17 protein-coding genes and 1 pseudogene are annotated in these 19,702 nt (G+C 69.8%); 8 read left to right on the top strand and 10 right to left on the bottom strand.

The annotated features are described in order from the left end of the window. Nucleotides 1-114: 114 nt before the first annotated feature. The 6 genes and pseudogenes from OV090_RS51300 to OV090_RS44660 form a co-directional block, all read right to left on the bottom strand. A complete protein-coding gene (locus OV090_RS51300) occupies nucleotides 115-621 on the bottom strand; it encodes an SRPBCC domain-containing protein (RefSeq protein WP_346660441.1) in 507 nt (168 codons plus the stop codon). Between the two features lie 39 nt (nucleotides 622-660). Continuing rightward, nucleotides 661-1,146: pseudogene (locus tag OV090_RS51295) on the bottom strand (SRPBCC family protein); the annotation flags it as partial. Next, nucleotides 1,143-1,475: a metalloregulator ArsR/SmtB family transcription factor gene (locus OV090_RS44675; protein WP_267711071.1), complete on the bottom strand. Its 333-nt coding sequence runs from the start codon at nucleotides 1,473-1,475 to the stop codon at nucleotides 1,143-1,145. The pseudogene OV090_RS51295 and the gene OV090_RS44675, both read right to left, overlap by 4 nt. A gap of 166 nt (nucleotides 1,476-1,641) precedes the next feature. Beyond that, a complete protein-coding gene (locus OV090_RS51290) occupies nucleotides 1,642-5,226 on the bottom strand; it encodes a M1 family aminopeptidase (RefSeq protein ID WP_267711070.1) in 3,585 nt (1,194 codons plus the stop codon). Beyond that, nucleotides 5,223-6,107: an ABC transporter ATP-binding protein gene (locus tag OV090_RS44665; protein ID WP_267711068.1), complete on the bottom strand. Its 885-nt coding sequence runs from the start codon at nucleotides 6,105-6,107 to the stop codon at nucleotides 5,223-5,225. Before OV090_RS44665 ends, OV090_RS51290 begins: the two co-directional genes overlap by 4 nt. 247 nt (nucleotides 6,108-6,354) lie before the next feature. Further along, nucleotides 6,355-7,359 carry an AraC family transcriptional regulator gene (locus OV090_RS44660; RefSeq protein ID WP_267711067.1) on the bottom strand — a complete coding sequence of 335 codons (1,005 nt, stop codon included), beginning with the start codon at nucleotides 7,357-7,359 and terminating at the stop codon, nucleotides 6,355-6,357. Between the two features lie 52 nt (nucleotides 7,360-7,411). On the opposite strand from OV090_RS44660, the gene OV090_RS44655 reads away from it, so the two are divergent. The 5 genes from OV090_RS44655 (at nucleotide 7,412) to OV090_RS44635 (ending at nucleotide 10,596) form a co-directional block, all read left to right on the top strand. Next, the gene (locus OV090_RS44655; protein WP_267711066.1) at nucleotides 7,412-7,831 is read left to right on the top strand and encodes a DUF6640 family protein; all 420 of its coding nucleotides are present in this window, start codon (nucleotides 7,412-7,414) and stop codon (nucleotides 7,829-7,831) included. Between the two features lie 133 nt (nucleotides 7,832-7,964). After that, on the top strand, nucleotides 7,965-8,450 hold the full coding sequence (locus OV090_RS44650) for an ester cyclase (protein ID WP_267711065.1): 486 nt from the start codon (nucleotides 7,965-7,967) through the stop codon (nucleotides 8,448-8,450). Continuing rightward, entirely contained in the window at nucleotides 8,450-9,085 is a 636-nt protein-coding gene (locus OV090_RS44645; RefSeq protein ID WP_267711064.1) for an NAD(P)-binding oxidoreductase, read from the top strand. The genes OV090_RS44650 and OV090_RS44645 overlap by 1 nt, the downstream gene beginning before the upstream one ends. A 40-nt stretch (nucleotides 9,086-9,125) precedes the next feature. Beyond that, a complete protein-coding gene (locus tag OV090_RS44640) occupies nucleotides 9,126-9,791 on the top strand; it encodes a TetR/AcrR family transcriptional regulator (RefSeq protein WP_267711063.1) in 666 nt (221 codons plus the stop codon). A 184-nt stretch (nucleotides 9,792-9,975) separates the two neighbouring features. Further along, on the top strand, nucleotides 9,976-10,596 hold the full coding sequence (locus tag OV090_RS44635) for a putative Ig domain-containing protein (RefSeq protein WP_267711062.1): 621 nt from the start codon (nucleotides 9,976-9,978) through the stop codon (nucleotides 10,594-10,596). A 71-nt stretch (nucleotides 10,597-10,667) separates the two neighbouring features. Here OV090_RS44635 and OV090_RS44630 read toward each other — a convergent pair whose 3' ends face one another. The 4 genes from OV090_RS44630 to OV090_RS44615 all read right to left on the bottom strand — a co-directional run bounded on the left by OV090_RS44630 (nucleotide 10,668) and on the right by OV090_RS44615 (nucleotide 14,328). Continuing rightward, nucleotides 10,668-11,873: a cytochrome P450 gene (locus OV090_RS44630; RefSeq protein ID WP_267711061.1), complete on the bottom strand. Its 1,206-nt coding sequence runs from the start codon at nucleotides 11,871-11,873 to the stop codon at nucleotides 10,668-10,670. Then, nucleotides 11,870-12,562: a TetR/AcrR family transcriptional regulator gene (locus tag OV090_RS44625; protein WP_267711059.1), complete on the bottom strand. Its 693-nt coding sequence runs from the start codon at nucleotides 12,560-12,562 to the stop codon at nucleotides 11,870-11,872. The genes OV090_RS44630 and OV090_RS44625 overlap by 4 nt, the downstream gene beginning before the upstream one ends. 297 nt (nucleotides 12,563-12,859) lie before the next feature. Further along, nucleotides 12,860-13,114: a hypothetical protein gene (locus tag OV090_RS44620; RefSeq protein WP_267711058.1), complete on the bottom strand. Its 255-nt coding sequence runs from the start codon at nucleotides 13,112-13,114 to the stop codon at nucleotides 12,860-12,862. Between the two features lie 86 nt (nucleotides 13,115-13,200). Beyond that, on the bottom strand, nucleotides 13,201-14,328 hold the full coding sequence (locus OV090_RS44615) for a hypothetical protein (RefSeq protein WP_267711057.1): 1,128 nt from the start codon (nucleotides 14,326-14,328) through the stop codon (nucleotides 13,201-13,203). Between the two features lie 507 nt (nucleotides 14,329-14,835). Between OV090_RS44615 and OV090_RS44610 the strand changes: the two genes are divergently transcribed. Genes OV090_RS44610 through OV090_RS44600 form a run of 3 tightly spaced genes read left to right on the top strand, consistent with a single transcriptional unit; the run spans nucleotide 14,836 to nucleotide 19,701 of the window. Continuing rightward, nucleotides 14,836-17,025: a serine/threonine-protein kinase gene (locus OV090_RS44610; RefSeq protein ID WP_267711056.1), complete on the top strand. Its 2,190-nt coding sequence runs from the start codon at nucleotides 14,836-14,838 to the stop codon at nucleotides 17,023-17,025. Continuing rightward, the gene (locus tag OV090_RS44605) at nucleotides 17,022-18,023 is read left to right on the top strand and encodes a hypothetical protein (RefSeq protein WP_267711055.1); all 1,002 of its coding nucleotides are present in this window, start codon (nucleotides 17,022-17,024) and stop codon (nucleotides 18,021-18,023) included. The genes OV090_RS44610 and OV090_RS44605 overlap by 4 nt, the downstream gene beginning before the upstream one ends. Further along, on the top strand, nucleotides 17,998-19,701 hold the full coding sequence (locus OV090_RS44600; RefSeq protein WP_267711054.1) for a hypothetical protein: 1,704 nt from the start codon (nucleotides 17,998-18,000) through the stop codon (nucleotides 19,699-19,701). Before OV090_RS44605 ends, OV090_RS44600 begins: the two co-directional genes overlap by 26 nt. The last annotated feature ends 1 nt before the right edge of the window (nucleotide 19,702 follow it).

Below are 19,702 nucleotides of genomic sequence, written 5' to 3'. Positions count from 1 at the left end.
CGCAAGCGGCTGCAGCGGGCGCAGGCGCGCGTCGGCATGTACATGGTTCATGGGACATGTCATGGCATTGCGCCGGGCGAGTCCGCTGCCCGCCGTGACATGTCCTTCAGGACATCATCCGGCCACTCTGGACCACGCGTGGTCCATCGCCGGGAACGTGATGTCGCTGGGCGGAGGCAGGCCACGCAAGAAATTGTCGAGGCTGTGGATGGCCACCTCCCAGCCGCCGCCGGTGCCGCGGGCCTCGTCGGCGGTGCTGCAGGCGAAGTGCTCGAGCTCGAGCGTGGTGCCGTCGCCGTCGCGGGCGAGGCGGAGCTCGACCTCGCTCTCGCCGAAGTCGCCGTAGCGCCAGGTGGTGCGCAGGAGGGTGGGCGCCTCGCACGCGACGATCTTGCATGTCGTGGGGCGCGGCTGGGACAGGTCGAGGACGATGGTGCCGCCGACCGCGAAGGTGCCGGTCGGCTTGCCGAGCCACTTCGGGAGCACCTCGGGGTCGGTCCACGCCGCCCATACGCGCTCGATCGGCGCGCCCAGGCGGCGGCGCAGCAGCGATGACCACGCGCTGCCGTGATCGCGGAGCTCGCGGCCGGTGCTCTTCGACCCGCGGAAGTATTCGTCCATGACTTCCATGCGCTGCGCATAACCTCGCGCTGCGGCCTCGTGCGTCGACCAGAAGCCGCGCGGCGGCTGCTCGGCCAGCACGTCGCCGAGGATCGCCAGGTGCGCGTGCCAGCCGGAGGCGGTGCCGACGAGGTCGTCGCGGGTGGCCAGGCGCCGGCTGGTCACCACGAGCCGTACCCTGTCGTCGATAGGCGTGAGCTCGAAGGACACCTCGGCGGGCTGGCCGGCGCCGCCCCAGGTGATCGTGAGCAGCCGCGGCGCCTCGCAGGCGAGCACTGTCTCGACGCCGCGCGCCCCCTCGGCGCTCTTGTAGCGCTCGGGGTAAGCCTTCTCGGCCGAGAGCGAGGCGTGGTCGAAGCGGAGCTCGGCGCGACCGCCGGGCCGCAGCTCGAACGCGCCGGCCGCGAGCCAGCGGGCGCGCAGCTCGGACTCGGTGATGTAGCGCCAGACCCGCTCGATGGGGCCGGGGAGCACCCGCTCGATGCGTACGGTGCCGGGGTCGAGGATCTGTCCGTGGTCGTTCATCGTCGCTCCTTGCAATCGGGGTCGTCTTCGGCGAGCAGGGCCTCGAGCGCGTCCAGCCTGGTGGACCAGAACGCGCGCGTCTGTTCGACCCATGCCGCCAGCTCGTCGAGGGGCCTGCGGTCGGCGGTGAGGAGGTGCTCGCGGCCCGCGACGCGCCGGCGCACGAGGCCGGCGCGCTCGAGCACGCGGATGTGTTTTGAAACGCTGTTGAGGGAGATCGGGAACCGCTCCGCGACGTCGGTCACCCGCGCCTCATCGCCGCTCAGCCGCTGAAAGATGGCCCTGCGCGTCGGGTCGGCCAGCGCCGAGAGGGTGTGGTCGAGGCTCATGCGCGAATATGTTCACCCGAACGGGTGAATGTTTCAAGGGCGAAAATGTGCGAGCCCCAGGGGTGGCCAGGGGCTCGCACAGCAGATAATGCGCGGAAACGAGCGAGACCGGGCGAGTCCGAAGGTGTCCTTTCGGACATGGCCTTCGGGCCCGCCGGGCCGCCGGTCACAGGACTGCGGTGTTGTCCTTCGGGTTGCGGTCGATCAGGAGGTTGCGCGCGTCGATGCCGACGCGGTGCGGCGGGCCGTCGACGACGACGTCGAGCTCCATCTCGCCGGTGGTGAACTTCCTGCGCTCTTGCCACAGCGGCGCGCCGACCTCGTGGTCGCCCGGGCCGGGGGCCGCGAACACGCCGACGTCGATGTAGTCGGCCAGCGGGGCCTCGGTCTCGACGCCGAGGCCGTCGGCCTTCAGCTTGCGGGCGGCGACCTTGAAGCGGACGCGGTGCTTGCCGTCGGCGAGCGGCTCGCTGGTGACCTCGAGGACCTTGTTGTCGTACAGCGTGATCGTCTCGAACATGTCCTCGATCAGGTACGCATATTCGGGCGGGGTCACGGCGCGGAGGCGGGCGACCAGGTCGCGCGAGGTCGGGAACGGCGACGGCTTGTAGGCGAACTCGTCGAGGAAGGCGGCCAGGGCGGCGTTGACCCGCTCCTCGCCGATGTACTCGCGCAGCGCGTAGAACACCAGCGAGCCCTTCTGATAATGGATGTACATCTGGGCCTCGTTGAGGGCGAGCGGCATCTCGGCCTTGCGCTCGGCGGCGCGGCCGGTGAGGTAGTCGCGCAGCTCGTGGGCGAGGAACCGCTTCATAGCCTGCGGGCCGTAGCGCTTCTCCATGACCATCAGGGCGGTGTACTCGGCCAGCGACTCGCTCAGCATCGTAAAGCCCTGGACGCCGCCGCCGGCGACCTGATAGGCCCACCACTGGTGAGCGACCTCGTGGGCGGTGACGAAGTACGGATAATCGAGGTCATCGGGGTCGTCGGGGCGGACTCGGGCGATGAAGCCGATGTTCTCGGAGTACGGGATGGTGCCCGGGGTGGCCAGGGCGAACCTCTCGTAGCGCGGGAACTCGAGGATCCGGAAATGGCGGTGCGGGTAGGGGCCGAAGTTCTGCTTGCAGTAGTCGAGCGAGCGCTTGGCCGATTCGACCATGGCGGCGACGTTGAATTCGTGGTCCTTTTGGTAGTAGACCTCGATCGCCACGCCGTCGTGGGCGTCGCGCAGGACCTCGTAGCGGGCCGAGAGGAACGGCACCGAAGCGCGGATCTTGCCGACCGGGGCGTAGGTGAAGCAGCGCCGATCGCCCTCGGTCCACTCGCGCTGCAGCTCGCCCGCGGTGACTGCGAGCTGGTCGCCGGCGGTACACACGGTCCCGGTGTACTCGATCCAGTCGGAGGCGGGCTCGCCGGGGAAGCGGTCGCGCGCGCGCGCGTCGTCGATCGAAGGCAGCCGTGAGCGCTCGGGCAGGCCCTGCTCCTTGCGCCGGTCGTCGTCGTCGAGCTCCCGCGATCTCTGGTAGCCCAGGCTCGGCAGCATGGCGGATTGGGTGAAGAAGCTGCCGTTGGCGACGAGGGCGGTGGTGCGGCCGAGGTTGCCGAAGCCCTCGCGCAGGTCGGCGATGTCGAAGCGCAGGCCCATCTCGCCGCCCGGCGCCAGGGGCTCGGCGAGGCGGTAGATGCGGTAGTGAATGCGCTCGTCCGCGTCCGTGAGGGTCGCGGGTCGGTCGAACTCGATCGCCCGGATCTCGATATCGGGAGGGAGCAACACGTGGAGGGTCTCGATCGGGGCGGGGTCGCGGTTGACGAGCTTGAAGCGGCCGACGGCGGTGGCGTGGCCGCGCTCGGGGAAGAAGTCGACGCGGACGTCGACGGCCTCGACGTGCGGCTGGGGCAGGTGCTGGTATTGGCCGTAATTGCGCTCGTACTCGGCCGCCAGGGCGTCCTCGTCCTCGCTGCTGCGATAGACGTTGCGGACGTTGGTGTTCCACCACACGTAGCCGCCGACGCCGAGCCAGGCGAAGAGGGCGAGGGCGAGGGCGGCGATCCAGCGGCGGTTCATCCGCGCGCGCGCCAGGCGGAGGCGGTCGCGCAGGCCGGTCGGGGTGCCGTGCATGAGCCACGGGCGCGCCAGGACCAGCAGCAGCACGGCGGTGGCGAAGTGATAGAGGTTGAACCACATCGCCGCGGCGACGTGCGGGCCGTAGCCGTTCATCGCCGAGTACTCGACCTGCGGCGCCCAGGCGAAGCGCAGCAGGTTGTGGTCGAGGCCCCAGGCGCCGAAGGCCTGGACCAGGACCCAGTAGACGAACGCCAGCAGCACGCCGAGGTACTTGTGGTCGGCGACGACCTGGAAGAACACCCCGATCATGGTGAGCAGCACCAGCTCGGGCCAGTAGAAGCCGTAGAGGACGCCGAGGTAGACGCCGAGCTCGTAATGATAATAGCCCTTCATCGTCTGGACCAGGACGCCGCCGGCGATCATCGCCGCGATCAGGGTGGCGTATACGAGGGCCAGACAGACCAGCCTGGCGACCAGGACGGCCACCGGCGAGGTCGGGGTGACGTCGAGCAGCTGGTCGCAGCGGAGCGCTCGCTCGCGCCACATCAATTCGCCGGCGTAGAGCGGGACGAGGATGATGAAGAACAGGCGGGCGTTGTTGCGGATCACGTCGGTCATCGCGGACGTGACCGGCCACGTGGGGGTGCCCCACAGGACGTCGGAGTAGCTCGAGCCGTGGACGGTGAACAGCAAGCCGACCGCGACGAATGCGAGGAAGGTCCGGTCGCGCACGAGGCCGAGGTAGTAGAAGCGGACCTGGGCGAGCAGGCGCGTGAGGTCGACCGCGAGGCCGCGGCGCGGCGTGACGACCGGCAGCGGCGTGGGCGGGCGCGCGGCGCCCTCGAGCTCCAGCCAGCGCCGCGGCTTGCGGCCGCGGATGCCGCGAGCGGCGTCCATGCGGAACAGCGCGTGGGCCACGAAGAGCACCAGCAGGGCGATGCCGATCCACAGCAGACGGTTGTAGAGGAGGAGGCCCTCGAGCGCGGTGACGAGGGTGTTCTTCTCGACGATGGTCCAGTAGCGCTCGGCGAGGTCGGTGGTGGCGACTCCGAACGGGTCGAGCAGGCCGGCGAAGAGCTCGTTGTCGAGCTTGCTCAGCGACTCGGTGGCGATCGAGTAGCCGAGGAAGAACACCACGCCCTGCACGTACACGGCCATGTAGCTGCGGGTCAGCACGCCGACGGCGAAGAACAGCGCGGACAGCACGAAGGTGTTGGGCACGACGTAGAAGACGAGCGGGACGAGGTAGGCGCCCGGGACGTACGGGCCGAGCTTGTCGGGGTCGAGCCACGGCATGTGCGCGCCGAGCCACAGGCCGATCACGCTGCAGGCGAACACCAGGAGGGTGACGGCGTAGGCGCCGAGGAAGCGGCCGAACACGAAGCTCGATTTGCGCAGGCGGGTGGTGAACAGCAGCTCGTGGGTCTTGAACTCGAAGTCGCGGAGGACGGCGGTGCCGGCGATCGCGGACACGAGGACCGAGCCGATCAGGGTGACGTGCGCGACGCTGCGGTTCAGCAGCCACGGCGCGTCGAGGTTCAATGCGCCGCCGAGGACCATGCTGGCGAAACCGGTGGCCGTATACAGGAACGACAGCAGCAGCAGGGCCAGCATGTAGAGGTAGGTGACCGGCCGCTGCAGGTGATACGCCAGCTCGTGGCGGGCGAAGCTCAGGAGCTGGGTCACGGGGCCCTCCGCGTCCGGCTGCTGATGTGGAAGAAGTACACGTCCTCGAGGTCGGGCTCGACCGGCGCGAAGCCGGGCCCGGGCGACTCGGGGTGGTGCACGTGGACGAGCGGGCGACCGGCGACGAAGCGGGTGGCGATCACGTGCAGCCCGCGCTGCAGCTCGGGCAGCTCCGCCCGGGTGACCATGCGGCGCCAGATCTGCCCGCGCAGCCCGTCGACCGCCGCCGCCGGCGAGCCGCTGTACAGCACCTCGCCGTGGCTGATGATCGCGAACTGGCCGCACAGCTCGTGCACGTCCTCGACGATGTGCGTGCTGAGGATGACGACGATGTCCTGGCCGATCTCGCCGAGCAGGTCGAGGAAGCGGTGGCGCTCGGTCGGGTCGAGGCCGGCGGTCGGCTCGTCGACGATCACGAGGCGCGGGCGGCCTAGCAGGGCGATGGCGATGCCCAGGCGCTGCTTCATGCCGCCCGAGTAGCCGCCCACGGCCTGCTTGGCGGCCGGGGCGAGGTTGGTCTGCTCGAGCAGGGCGTGGACCTGAGCGGCGCGCTCGCGGCGGTCGGTCACGCCCTTCAGCACTGCGAAGTGGTCGAGGATCGTCTCGGCGGAGAGGTTCGGATAGAGCCCGAACTCCTGCGGCAGGTAGCCGAGGACCTCGCGCAGGCGCTCCTTGTGGGCCAGGACGTCGAAGGCGTCGAACTCGACGGAGCCGCTGTCGGGATCCTGGAGCGTGGCGAGCGTGCGCATCAGGGTCGACTTGCCGGCGCCGTTGGGCCCGAGCAGGCCGAACATGCCGGTCGAGATCTGCAGGCTCACGTGCTTCAGCGCGCGTACGCCGTTGGGATAGGTTTTACAGAGGTCGCGGACTGTCAGTTGCATGGGAACCACCGGAGAGTCATCGCGGTCCGGACAGCGCGCATTGGCGGTGGTTCCCGGGCGCAGCACGAATTGCCTGTGTCGCGGTCTTGCGGCCACGATCCCGAGACCGGACGGTCCAGTCCCATTTGCGAACGCCGGGCGTCAGGACCGGACGGTCCGGAACATTGCTACTGTGGCGTCATTCGGAAATGTCGATACAGGGACATCGGTGGGAAGTATCATGAATGTCCCGAGGGACAGGTCGTAGTCATCGCCGCGGCTCGTCGGGGCCGAGGCCGCGGTGATGCGGGCGGGCCTCGACTTTGGCCTCGCGGGCGGCGCGGCGGTACTGGCCCGGCGGGGCGCCGGCCCAATTTTTAAAGGCGCGGCTGAAGGCTTCGTCGGAGCCGTAGCCGACGCGGGCGGCCAGCTCCTTGAGGCTGACTGCGGCGTCTTGCTCGAGGGCGCGGGCGGCGGTGCGCATGCGCCAGGTGGTGACGTAGGCCAGGGGCGGCTCGCCGACGAGGCGGTGGAACGCGGGGGCGAAGGCCGAGCGCGACATGCCGGCGCGGGCGGCCAGGGCGGCGACGGTCCAGTCGGCGCCGGGGTCGGCGTGCACTGCAGCGAGCGCGCGGGCGATGGCCGGGTCGGCGAGGGCGCGCAGCCAGCCGTGCTCGGCGGTGCCGGCGGCGATGCAGGTGCGCAGCGCCTGGATGAACAGCAGCTCGGCGAGGCGCGTGAGCACCGGCTCGGCGCCGAGGCCGGGGCGGGCGACCTCGCCGGCGAGCGCATGCACGAGGCCGAGCTGGCCGGCGCTGGCGGCTTCGGCGGGCAGGTGGACCACCGGCGGCAGCGCGGCGGTGAGGAGGTCGCGGCCGGCCGCGTCGAGCTCGAGGCAGCCGACGACCAGAGTGGTGCGCGGGCCGTCGCCGCCCCAGCGCACGGTGCGGCTGTCGACCCGCGGCGCGCGGCGGAGCCGGCGGAACGAGACCACGCCGCTGCGCGGGGCGTCGCGGATCGCGTGGACCTGACCGGCTGCGACGAGGGCGACGTCGCCGGCGCGCAGGGCCAGGCTGTGGCGGCGACCCTCGAGCTCGAGGTGAGCGCCGCCCCGCACGACGATGTGGACAGCGAGGTCCTCGAAGCCGGGCGAGCGCAGGCCCCACGGCGCGCCGAGCTCGGCGACCCCGAGCACGGTGCCGCGCAGGCGCACGAGGTCGAGCACGCCGGCGAGCGGATCGGCGGGCGGATGGCTGGACGCTGCATCAACCATGGCGCACAGCGTATCATGGAGCGTCCAGGCGGGCCGCGCTAAGGCTCAACGCATGGAAGACTCGACGATGCGAGCGAGGGCCCCGCGCGTGCTGGCCAGCGTGGTCGCGCTGCTGACGATCGTGCTGCCGTTCGCGGCCGACTGGAACGCGACCCATCTTTATAATCCTCAATGGAGCGGCCACGCGAAGTTCCACAGCGCGCACACGATGGCGCTCGGCGGGGCGCTCGGGCTGCTCGGGCTGGTGTGGCTGTGGCGACCGGGGCGGTTCGTGCCGGGGTTGATGGTGCTGGCGATCTACTGGCTCACGCAGGCGTCGGCGCTGTTGTTTCCCGGGACTACTGTGATCGATCCGGAGTTCGCGGGGAGGTTGCCGCGGGTCGGCGGCCTGACGCTCAATCAGGCGTGGGGCGACGCGGTGTTCGTCGGGCTGCTGGCGGTGAGCTGGGTGTGGAGTCGGCGCGGGCGCTGAGGGGCGATGGATGTCTGTATGGACATGTTCTCAGGGACAGAAAATATGACGCGGTCGGAGGCGCGGAATCGATCTCGGATGCGAGCGAAATCGAACATTTGACTTTATAAAACAATATTGAATATTGTTCTGCATGCTCATCTTCACCACGTCCGGCAGGCTGCAGGCCCTCGCCGTCGTGCTGTGCCTGTCGGCCTGCAGCGAGGAGGTTGCGATGTCCGGGACCGAGGTGGCGGCCGCCAACAAGGCGGCGGTGTTGCGCTTGTTCGACGAGGTCTTGAACGGGGGGCAAGATCAAGTCTTGCCCGAGCTGATCGCGGCGGAGTTCGTCAACACGAACAACGGGATCGGCGGGCCCGCGGGCATGGCCGCGGGGGCTGCGTTTTTGAGAAAGACCTTCGAGGGGCCGCGGTTCGTGGTCGAGGACGCGATGGCCGAGGGCGACCGGGTGGCGGTGCGGTGGAAGCTGTTCGGGCGGCACGTCGAGCCGTTCCGCGGCGCTCCGCCGAGCGGCGCGGCGGTGGTGGTGCCGGCTATGTCGATGTACCGCATGGCGGGTGGCAAGATCGCCGAATCGTGGGTGCAGAGCGGGCCGCCGCAGCCGCACGGAGGGTCGTGATGAGACTCGTGGTATTCGGCGCGACGGGCGGCACGGGCGAGCGGCTCGTCGAGCAAGCGCTGCAGGCCGGGCACACCGTGACTGCGGTGGCGCGCCGACTCGAGGCGATCGCGCTGCGACACGCGCGGCTCACGGTGCGCCGCGGCGACGTGGCGAACGCGGACGACGTCGAGGCGGCGATCGCGGGTCATGACGCGGTGGTGTCGGCGCTGGGCGCCGGCAGCTCGCGCGCGCCGACGACGATCTGCCGCGACGGCGTGAGCCACATGCTGGCGGCGATGGAGCGCTGCGGGGTGCGGCGGATCAGCTGCGTCTCGGCGCTCGGGCTCGGCGACGGCGCGCTGCAGTCGTGGCCGCTGCGCATGTTCATGCGCCACGTGCTGCAGCCGCTGCTGAGCCACCCGTTCGACGATCTGCGGGCGATGGAGGCGAGGCTGCGCCAGAGCTCGCTCGAGTGGACGATCGTGCGGCCGCCGCGGCTGACGAACGGGCGGCGGCTCGGCCGCTACCGTTACGCGATCGACACGCCGCTCGCGCGAGCGACGACGATCTCTCGCGCGGACCTCGCGGACTACATGCTGGCGCACCTCGACGACCGAGCGACCGTCGGCGCGCTGGTCGAGGTCGCATACTGACGCCGCGGCTGCGGTATGGTGGCCGCGCCGAGACGACGCGATGGCGAAGCCCGAAGCCCGTCCGTATCACTCGCCCGCGCGCCGCCGCCAGGCCGACGCGACGCGGCAGCAGATCCTCGCGGCCGCGCGCACGCTGCTGGCGGCGCACGGCTACGAGGACACGACGATCGACGCGATCGCCCGCGCCGCTGGAGTGGCCGCGCCGACGGTGTACGCGGCGTTCGGCTCGAAGCGCGGGATCGTGGCGGAGCTGATCAATCAGGGGCGGTTCGGGCCGGCGTACGAGACGGCGGTGACGGCCGCGCTGACGACCGAGGAGCCGGCGGAGCGGCTGGCGTTCGCGGCGAAGATCGCCCGCACCGTCTACGAGGGCGAGCGCGCGGAGCTCGAGCTGTTGCGCGGGGTCGGAGTGGTGGCGCCCGAGCTGGCGGCGCTCGAGCGCGAGGGCGAGCTCGATCGCCGCGAGGCCCAGCGCGGGGTCATCGAGGCGCTGGCCGAGGCGGGGCAGCTGCGCGAGGACCTCGACGTCGAGGCTGCGCGCGACGTGTTCTGGGCGCTGACGAACCGCGAGCTGTTCCGCCTGCTGGTGCTCGAGCGCGGCTGGTCGGCCGATCGCTGGCAGGAGTGGCTGGCAGGGATGCTGACGTCGGCGCTGCTGCGCGATGGCGGCGTGGGGCGCAAGGCGACGAGGAAGAAGCGCGGCTGATCGCGACAAAAATAACGAGCCGCTGCCGGCAGACGCGGGGTGAGGCGCTCACCGAGGCCGACGACGCGAGTCCGCGGATCACGGAAAACGTCGCAGGGGCGCGGGAGCGAAGTGGAGATTGCTCGCAGGTCGCCAGGGGGCGCGCGGCTCGACCCTTCCTTGCGCGCGTGCTAGACGCACTCGCATGAATCGCTTTTTCTTACTCGAGAACATCACGACTCCTTCGCGCAAGTGCGCATGGATGCTGGGCCTGGCGCTCGTCGCTTGCGGACCCGACACCGAGAAGAGCACCGACGCGGACACTAGCACGACCACCGGCACCGCCACCGACGATCCGACGGCCGGTACGAGCGAGCCCACGAGCACGAGCGAGCCCACGAGCACGGGCGAGACCACGGACGTGAGCGAGACCGCGACCACCAGCGACACGACCACGGACCCGACCGTCGGCGAGACCGAGACCGCAACGACGACGACGGACACGACGATTGACACGCTGACCACGAGCCAGGGGTGCGAGAACTTCTTGCCGCCGATCGAGCCGCAGAGCATCGAGCCGCTGACCGTCGGCGTGGCGGTCGAGATCGCCTTCACGGTGCCGGGGCTCGAGGACAACACGACCTGGACGCCGGAGGGCGAGCTGCCCGCGGGGCTCGAGTTCACCGTCGAGACCGGCATCCTCGCCGGTACGCCGACGATCGCGGGGTCGTTCGACTTCTCGCTCGCGGCGGGGCCGACGATGGACAACCCCGATTGCCCGACGTTGCCGGCGTACACTCAGTACGAGATCATCGTCAACGAGTGACGCCCGCGTCACGCTGCCGGACCGCTCGGGTCCGGCAGCGCCCCATCATTGCATGGAGCGCGCGCTGCGGCTCACGATCCGAGCAGCAGCGGCAGCTTGCGCACCCCGGTCATGTTCGGGCTGGGGATGAACTCCGGGCGCGCGTCGGGGTCGGTGCGCAGGTCGGGGAAGCGATCGAGCAGGATGTCGAGCGCGACGCGACCCTCGAGCCGGGCCAGCGGCGCGCCGAGGCAGAAGTGGATCCCGCGGCCGAAGGCGATGTGCGGGTTGGGATCGCGGGTCGGGTCATACTCGTCGGGGCGGGCGAACTGCCGCTCGTCGCGGTTGGCCGCGGCGATCCACACCATCAGCAGCTTGTCGGCGGGGATCCGCTCGCCGCCGAGCTCGGTCTCGGTATGGGTGGCGCGACCGACCGCGGCGAACGGGCTGAGGAAGCGCAGGGACTCCTCGATCGCGCCCGGCAGCGCCCGGCGGTCGGCGCGGACGCGGGCGAGGTGCTCGGGGTGGGCGTCGAGGCACAGGACGGTGTTGCCGAGCAGCATCGTCGTCGTGATGTGCCCGGCGACCAGCAGGATGTTGGCGAAGTTGACGACCTCGGTGGTGGTGAGACGCTCGCCGTCGACTTCGGCGTGGACCAACTTCGTCAGCAGGTCCTCGCGCGGCCGCTGCAGACGCTCCTTGGCGTGGCCCTCGAGGTAGTCGAGGAGGAGTTGCCGCTGCTCGAACACGATCTCCATCGCCCGGTCCTGCTCGGCGCTCTGCTTCACCAGCGAGAACTGACCGGAGTACTCGAGCATCTTGTCGACCCATTGCTTGAACAGGTGGCGGTCGCTGCTCGGCACCCCGAGCAGGTCGGCGATGACGATCACCGGCAGCGGGTAGGCGAGGTCGGCGACCAGCTCCATGCGCCCGCGCTGGGCCGCGGCGTCGAGCAGCTCGTGCGTGAGCGCGGCGATCCGCGGCTCGAGGTCGGCGACGACCTTCGGGGTGAAGGCCTCGCTGACGAGCCGGCGCAGCTTCTTGTGGTCCGGCTCGTCCATCTGGACCAGGTTGCCCTCGCGCATGTCCTTGCCCCGGCGCAAGATGCTCTCGGGCAAGACCCGCAGGGTGTCGGAGGAGAAGGTGGCCGGATTGCCGAGGATGTGGACGGTCTCCGCGTAGCCGTACACGTTCCACATGCCGGTGGCCGGGTCGTAGCTCACGGGCTTGTCCGGTGTTTGCCCGCGCAGCCAAAACTGCTGCGGGTTGATGCCCCACGTATCAGCGACGTTCGTCATGGTATCCTTCCTTCGTAGATCCACACGCGACCGCGCGAGAGGAAGCCCTCGAGCAGCGCGGCGAGCTCCGCCGCCGCGTCGGCGACGACCGACGGATCTGGCACGCCGGCCGGCTCGAAGCCGTGCCGGACGACGTGCGCGATCGCGTCGGCCTTGGCCTCCGCGGCGAAATTGGTGGCTTCACGGTCGAGGTGCTCGAGCAGGTAGAAGCCGAGGATCGCGGCCCGCATCGTGTAATCGATGTGCGGGATGTCGCCGCGCAGGAGGCCGCGCGCGATCATCATCTGCGAGTAGTGCGTCCCGGATTGCAGCTTGATCTGGCGCAGCGGTCCCTGGCTCAGCTTGCCGAGCAGCTCGGTGTCGCCGGTCAGCAAAGCGAACATGACCGGCCGCCGCACCGCCGCGAGGTACGAGGAGCGGACGAATCGGTGCGGCAACACCTCGAATGGATCGGCGCGCAGCCGCGCGAGCAATTCCTCGGTCAACTCGATGGAGGCCCGCATCACCAGGGCGGTGAAGAGCGCCTCCTTGCTGCGCCAATGCAAGTAGACGGTGCCCTTGCCGACATCGGCCTGCTTCGCGACGTCCTCGATGGTGACCTTGCGATAGCCGAGCCGCAAAAGCAGCACGCCGGCGGCGTCGAGAATACGGTCTGCGCGGTTGGCGCTGTCCTGCGGGCGTTCGGCCACTTCGAGGGTCTCCTTGACCTCGTGACCAAATTTGAAATCCGGTCATCGGGTCAAAGAACCATGGCAGGGCGTTTACGAAGGCGCAAGGAGTCTTCTTAAAATTTCGGCGCGCTGGGGACGGGAAAATGCGCGCGGGGCGGTGTCGCGCGCATGGGCGGAATCGCGCCGTGGCGGAGGGGCCCGACGCGGAAGACAGCGGAGCGGCAGCGAGCTAGCGAATGAGGAGAGGAGCGGTTCGTGGCATTCGACGGCGAGCGCGTATTACGAATCGCTGCCCGTTACTGCCGGATCGTGCGCTCACATCATTGGCGGGGCGTCACAGCACGGCGGCTCGCCCCGCACCAAGGCCACGAGCGTGGCTAGCTCGGTGTCCTGGAGACTGGACTCCCACCGTCGGAACGGCAAGAGCTCGGGGAACGGGCGCCAATTCTCTTCGTAATCGACGAACTCGTCGTCACGCGCCTCGCACCACGCGACGTAGACATGGCTCGTCTTCTTGAGCACCGACGACCAGCCACGGCGAGCGATGAACAGGGCGGATTCCGTGGGCATGGCGGGAAGATACCATCGAGGACGCTCGGTCGTACAGCGGGCCTCATTGCCGAGCGCTCCCGCGTCAAGCCGGGTGAAGCCAGCATTCAGTACACCACGCCGAGGTGCTTCTCGGCGCACGACGAGCACGCGTCAGGCCCGAATCGCCACTCCGGGGGCGTGAGCCGGTGGCAGAGGCGACAGGCGACGAAGGATGCGCGCCGCTCGGCCACGACTGCTTCGATGGTCGGGCGCACCGCTTCGATTCGTTCCGCGGGATCGGCGGGCAGCTCGCTCCAGAGCCAGCGCGCTCGCAGGACGTGGGCTCGCTCGTTCTTGTGCGGGTGGGTCCAGCGGATGGCGAACTTCCGCACTTCCAGGCCCTCCGCGTCCGCCCGCAAGACCACCTCGGTCGGGTCCCCAGCCTCGAGCAACGAGACCCCTTCGGCGAGGACCGGAGTCTCTCCGGGCGGCAGATCCTCGCCGCGGACGGCCGCCTGGCCCCCCGCGGCGGCGACTCGGTCGATCATCGCTTCGACCTGGGCGTCGTCGTGCGTCTCGAGGAGCACGCACGGCGGCTGGTCCAGCCGATCCCTCGCGGTCCGCAGGTTGCAACCGGTGATCTCGCGAATCAGTCGAATCGCGCGCAGGCGATCGGGCGGCGGTACGCGCAATTCCACGATTTGCGGCCTGTCATCAGTGTCGCGACCAGGTGGGCGCGTACACCAGTAGATCGGGTACACCCAGGCGTTCCATTCGTCGCCGCCGCCGTGCACCGCGATCTCCGTCACCGGACCGGGGAGCGCCCAGCGCAGCGATTGCAGCAGCGTCGCGGCGACGTTGTCGAGGGCCAACCTCGCCGGCGGCGGCTTCAGGTCGACCTCCCGCAGCGCGCCCGGGAGCATCGTGGGCGGCTCGCCTGGGCGCCTGGGCGGTCTCCAGGGGTGCATGCGGCGGTGGCTGAGGGCGCCCACCCGGGCGAGCCAGGCGGGATCGAGGGTGCGCGCGAGCTCGTCCAGCGCGGTCTGGCGGGGTCCGAATTCAGTCTGGGGTTCTTTGCTCGTCGGGCGGTAGACGAGCGGGCGAGGGGCGCGCGTCGGCGTCCCGGCCAGCTCGGCGTCGAGGGCGAGGAAGCGGCCGCGAGGGTCGCCACGCGCGACGAGAGCCGCGGCGCAAGCCTCCCGCACGCGCGGGTCGAGGGGCGTGCGGTCCAGCGCGAGCAGCTCGTCGATCACGCAGCGAGCGTAGCGGAGGCCGCTGCTGAAGAGAAGGCCGCGATAGACGCGCTGGCGGACCGTGACTGGGGCGGGGTCGGTATCGAGGCGTGCACTTTCCCTGATGGTCGAGATCGCGTTTCGCGTTGCTGGAGCTCGCGGCCGCGGGAGTGGACGCGGAGCTCGCCGCGGTCTCCATCGAAGCAAAGGCGAATGAGACAAGGCCCAATGATGGCAGCGATTCCTCGGATGCGTTTGTCGCGGCGCTTGCATATTCTTGCTTCAAGCTCGCTGTTTCTACTTCCTTGCGCAGGCAACGAACTCTCTTCCGACATGCCTGAACGTACATGATGTTATGTTCAGGTCGTGATGGTCGAGGCGCGTGTGGCACCCTGCGTCGTGATGAAGGGCCCCGTTCCGCCGCGCCCCAACGTTCGGGGCTGGACCCTGTTCGCCATTGCGGGCGAGGACGACGCCACCCCCACGGGTGATGCTCCGGCGAGTGTTCGAGCATCCGAGGGTGCGCGCGTGGTGGGCGGGCGGTTCGAGCTCGGCGAGCTGCTCGGGTCGGGCGGCACTTCGTGTGTGTGGGCGTGCAAGGACCTCAACGCCGCGATCAAGGTCCTCATGAGCGCGGACGAGGACGCACGGCGTCGCTTCGTCGACGAGGGACGGATCCTCACGTGCTTGCGGCACCCGCATCTCGTGCAGGTCCTCGCGGTCGGAGAGACCGACGCCGGCGCCCCGTTCATGGTGCTCGAGCGATTGCCGGGCCAGGACCTCGACGAGCGATTGCAGCGAGAGGGCCCGCTGCCGTGGCTCGAGGTGGCGGAGATGATCGCCCAGGTCGCGGCGGCGCTCGAGGCGCTGCACGACGTCGGTGTGATTCACCGCGACGTGAAGCCGAGCAACATCGTCGTGGTCGGCAGCGCGACCAGCCGCCCGTTCGTGAAGCTGATCGATCTCGGGATCGCCAAGGTCGACGCGTGGCAGCGCGTGCAGAGCACGGGGGAGCCACCCGCGCGGCACCAGACGGATGTCGGGAAGGTCCTCGGGACCGACGGCTTCTATCCGCCCGAGGCGGCGCTCGAGCGCCCGAACCCGAGGTTCGACGTGTTCGGGCTCGGGGCGACGATCTATCTGCTCTGCACCGGCCAGCTGCCCGACCTCGTCGACTACCGGCCGATGCGCGAGGCCCGGCCCGGCTGCGGCGTTCCGCCCGAGCTCGAGAGGCTGGTCACCGATTCGCTCGCGCCGGTGCCCGAGGACCGGATCGCCACAGTCGCGGAGTTTCAGAGCCGCCTGGAGCGGGTGCGGCTCGAGCACGTCGAGGATGATTCGCCGTTCCTGTTCGAGGGCTGCTACGAGTTGATCGAGCTGCTCGGGGCCGGCGCGAAGGCCGAGGTCCATCGCGCGTACCACCGCGACGCGACGCGCTACGTGGCGCTGAAGATCCTGAGCGAGCGCGCGTGTCAAAACGCCGAGGAGCGGGTGCGCTTCGCCCGGGAGGCGCGGGCCCTGCGAGCAGTGCGACATCCCGCCTTGCCGGAGCTGTTCGACTGCCGCACGGCCCTGACGCGCAAGCGGCCGTACATCGCGATGTCGCTGATGCGCGGCAAGTCGGCGCGAAGTTTTTATCTGGGCGGCAGGCTGAAGCCGGAGCAGGTGATCGCCGTGGGGCGGCAGCTGGCGGGGGCGCTGGCGGCCCTGCACGCGCAGGGGATCTTGCACCGCGACGTGCACGGGCAAAACGTCCTGGTCGATCTCGAGGGCGAGCCGACGGCGGCGCTAATCGACTGCGGGATGGTCGAGTTCGAGGCGAAGTTCTATGCCATGGTCGAGCAGCGCTACCCGACGCCGCCCGAGGCGCGGGTGAAGCTCGGGACCGGCGGGCTCGAGCGACTCGACTGGACGGCGCCGGAGGCCCGAGCGGGCAAGGGCTGGACGGCGAAGAGCGACGTGTACTCGCTCGGGCTTCTGCTCTACCAGCTCGTGACGGGGCGGCGGCCGACGCGAGACGAGCGCGGGGAGTGGGTGTCGCCGCGGCAGCACGTGCAGTCGTGTCCGCCCGCGCTGGCGAGCGCGTTGCTCAACACTCTGGCGGACGAGCCGACAGCGCGGGTCGACATGCGGGGGCTGCTGGCAAAGCTCGAGGCGGCCGCGGATGAGATGGCCGAAGAGACATGTGATGAGGAGGAGAACGCGGGATCGGGGCCGACCGTCGCGCGGGCCGCGACTGGTTCAGTCGCTGCTCGGCCTGCGGTCGGCGTGCCCGCGGCGCTCGTCACGAACTGGCCACTGATGATGGTTTTTGCGGCGCTCGGCGCGGTGCTCGTGGGTCTTGCTGTGTGGCAGGTGATTTTTGAGTCGCCCACGCCGGCGCCACAGCCCATCGCGCGAACCGAGGAGGTGTTGCCGCCTGCGCGTCCGCCTCCGGAAGTCGCTGCGCCGGCGCCGGCACCGGTGTTGCCGCCTGCGCCGCTGCCGACGATGCGAGAGGCGGTCGATCGAGCGGCAGTCGATCTCCGCCGTTGCTCGGAGCTCGCGGGCGGCCTGTTGCTGGTCGAGTTCGAGACGACCGCAGGACGCAGCGAGTTCGCGCGGGTCGAGGTTCCCGGCAGCAACGACGAGTCCCGGCGCTGCGTGGTCGAGGCGCTCCGATCGATCCGCTTCGAGCCCACCGATCCGCAGACTTTTATCGAGGAGTACACGCCATGAGTTTGATGTCCTGGTCCCTCGCGGGCCTGCTCGCGTTCGAAGCCGCCGCGTCGCCTACAAGCGGTGCGAGGAAGTGCGAGCTCACCGACAACCGCTGCAAGGCGGAGCTGTTCGTGCAGCGCGCGAAGGAGGCGAAGAGCGACGAGCAGCGCGCGCTGTACCTCAACGTCGCGCATCGCTCCTATCTGGCCCTGTTCGACAAGACAGGCGAGGCGCGGCACCTCTGCGCGGCGCGCCGGCTGTTCGACCGGAGCGTGGCGATCAAGAATCAGTCGGCCGAGCAGCGCGCGAGCTTTGAAAAATTGCGGGGCGATCTGACGACGCGCGAGCGCGAGGCGAAGGTGCGTTGCGAGGGGCCGGCGAAGCAGCCCAAAGCCGAGGCGCCGTTGCTCATGGGGAAGAGCGGGGTGCCGACGGATCCGGGTGTCGCAGGCAATGCGTCGGTGGAGGCATCGCCGGGGGTCGCAGCGTCGGCGGAGCCGCCGGCTTCCTCGGCTGTATCGGTCGAGGCTTCAGCGAGCACGCCTCAGGCGGCCGACTCGATCGCGCCCGCCAAGCCGGGGTCCGACCGCCAGAGGGAGGACGAGCTGCTTCCGGTCTCGCGGCGGAGCTTGCCGCCGGCGAAGAGCTCGTCCTCGCCGCGAGCGGGACGCGACCTCGTGATCGGTGGCGGCGTGGCACTCGGGCTGGGCGTCGTGCTCGCGAGCGTGGTCACGTACACGGGCGTCGGTATGCACGAGGTTCAACGCCAGGCGCGTGAGCTTCGCGACAAGGTCGATGGTCATGCAACGGACGGGCAGCTCGCGCAGGACGCGGCGCTGCGGCGAGAGTACGAGCGGCTGGGACCGCCGACGTTGGCGCTGGCGCTGGCGGGCGGGGCGGCGACGGTGGTCGGCGCGGTGCTCGTGGGTGTGGGCGCGCGCCGCATGGCCCGGAGGCCGTCGCAGACGGCTTTTATTCCCGTTCCGGGCGGTGTTGCTTTCCGTGCTCGTTTTTGAGCCAATGCCCGTGAGGCCCCGGATGTCCACCGCTCCCCGCGTGTCGCTGTTCCTCGCGTTCGCGTCGTCCGTCGCCTGCACGGCGCCGTGGCCCCCGCTCGTGGGCTGTGCCGAGGTGGAAGGCTGCACGACTGATTCGTCGAGCGGCAACGACTCGAGTGTCAGCGGCGGGATCGAGACCGTGACCGGACACAGCGAGAGCGCGAGCGCGTCGACGGACGAGGCATCGAGTTCGGGCGGCGGGTCGGGGTCGGGCGGGGAGGCGGCGCTGCCGGTCGAGGTCGAGCTCTTTTTAGATCCGTCACCAATGATCGAGGCCGGCGAGGTGCAGGTCTCGGTGTGGACGTCGCGGCCGGTGACGTCGATCGACCTGTTTTTAAATAATAATGACGCGCCGCTGGTGCTCGGGGCGGTGCCCGCGAGCCCGGTGCATGTGCTCGACGTGACCTCGGATGATGTGCCGGGGGACGGCATGCACACGATCCGCGCAGTGGTGCACGCGGCCGACGGCGGGAGCGGGGAGGACGAGAAGGCGCTGCTCATCGATGTGCAACCAGGAGGCACCGATGTGTGGCCGCCCTACGTGAAGGCGGGGCCGATCAACGGCTTCTGCGGGGCGACGCTGCTCGGCAACGGGATCGGGGCCGCCGGCTTCTTCGAGACGAACGACGGGCTCGAGGCAGTGGCGGTGCGGATCGACGGCACGACGGGGCAACCGGAGGGCGAGCCGGTGCTGCTCGGGCCAGTGGCGGTGACAGGTGGTGGGCGCGGGCCGGCGATCGCGGCGGCGAGTGACGACGCAGCGTTCGTGGCGTGGACGCGGCCGGAGCTCGGGTCGACGCAGTGGGCGGTGTCGCGGGTGAAATTCGGCGAGGCGAAGGGGCCGATCTGGACGGGGCCGCTCGAGACGTCGGTCAACGCGATCGCAGTGGTGGATGATGTGCTGGTGCTCGCCGGGGCGATCGAGCAAGGGCCGAACACGCATGACCTGCGGGTGTGGTGGATCTCGGCGGAGACGGGAGATCTGCTCGACGAGCGGGCGTTCGCGGCGTCTTCGGATGAGGACAAATTCAACACACGGGACGAGGTTGCTCGCGGCGTGGCGGTGGTCGGTGACGAGATCGTGGTCGTCGGCGAGCGCCAGGTCCTGGACTTTGAGAATCAACTCGTCCGGCGGACGGTCGTCCTGCGGCATGACTTGAAGAATGAGCCGCTCGCCGAGTGGACCTCCCCGGGCGAACTGATGGATGAAGACGCCGGGATGGCCGTGGGACCGTTGCGGGCGGGCGGTTTCGTCGTGACCGGGTGGGGGCGCGACAAGAACTCGATCCGCCAGGTGATGACGCGCTGGTTTTCCGCTGTGGGCGAGTCGATTGCGATGCGGCTCGAGCCAACACCGACGAACGACGCGGTCGGTCTCGCCGTCGGCGAGGATCGCGAGGGCAAGATCGTCATCGCCGGAACCTTGCAACAGCCGCAGACCGACACGAATGCGTGGATCTTCGCCATCCCCGGACCGATGGGTGCAGCCGCCTGGGAAGTGGTCCGCAACGGGCCCGGTCAGGGGCCAGACGAGGCCGCAGGTCTGGCGGTTGACGCCTGGGGTTACGTGTACGTCGCGGGCAGCGAGTTCGATGGGTTGCAGCCGCGAGCTTTCGCCCTGCGCCTCTACCCTTAGC

It is taken from the genome of Nannocystis sp. RBIL2, assembly GCF_026626745.1.
Lineage (GTDB): Bacteria > Myxococcota_A > Polyangia > Nannocystales > Nannocystaceae > Nannocystis.
This window is presented reverse-complemented; position numbering and strand designations above follow the sequence as displayed.

Excerpts from the sequence above, each read along its gene's own strand:
- OV090_RS51300 (WP_346660441.1), bottom strand. The coding sequence starts at position 621 with ATGGACGAATACTTCCGCGGGTCGAAGAGCACCGGCCGCGAGCTCCGC.
- OV090_RS44675 (WP_267711071.1), bottom strand. The coding sequence starts at position 1,475 with ATGAGCCTCGACCACACCCTCTCGGCGCTGGCCGACCCGACGCGCAGG.
- OV090_RS44665 (WP_267711068.1), bottom strand. The coding sequence starts at position 6,107 with ATGCAACTGACAGTCCGCGACCTCTGTAAAACCTATCCCAACGGCGTA.
- OV090_RS44660 (WP_267711067.1), bottom strand. The coding sequence starts at position 7,359 with ATGGTTGATGCAGCGTCCAGCCATCCGCCCGCCGATCCGCTCGCCGGC.
- OV090_RS44655 (WP_267711066.1), top strand. The coding sequence starts at position 7,412 with ATGGAAGACTCGACGATGCGAGCGAGGGCCCCGCGCGTGCTGGCCAGC.
- OV090_RS44650 (WP_267711065.1), top strand. The coding sequence starts at position 7,965 with ATGCTCATCTTCACCACGTCCGGCAGGCTGCAGGCCCTCGCCGTCGTG.
- OV090_RS44645 (WP_267711064.1), top strand. The coding sequence starts at position 8,450 with ATGAGACTCGTGGTATTCGGCGCGACGGGCGGCACGGGCGAGCGGCTC.
- OV090_RS44640 (WP_267711063.1), top strand. The coding sequence starts at position 9,126 with ATGGCGAAGCCCGAAGCCCGTCCGTATCACTCGCCCGCGCGCCGCCGC.
- OV090_RS44635 (WP_267711062.1), top strand. The coding sequence starts at position 9,976 with ATGAATCGCTTTTTCTTACTCGAGAACATCACGACTCCTTCGCGCAAG.
- OV090_RS44630 (WP_267711061.1), bottom strand. The coding sequence starts at position 11,873 with ATGACGAACGTCGCTGATACGTGGGGCATCAACCCGCAGCAGTTTTGG.
- OV090_RS44620 (WP_267711058.1), bottom strand. The coding sequence starts at position 13,114 with ATGCCCACGGAATCCGCCCTGTTCATCGCTCGCCGTGGCTGGTCGTCG.
- OV090_RS44605 (WP_267711055.1), top strand. The coding sequence starts at position 17,022 with ATGAGTTTGATGTCCTGGTCCCTCGCGGGCCTGCTCGCGTTCGAAGCC.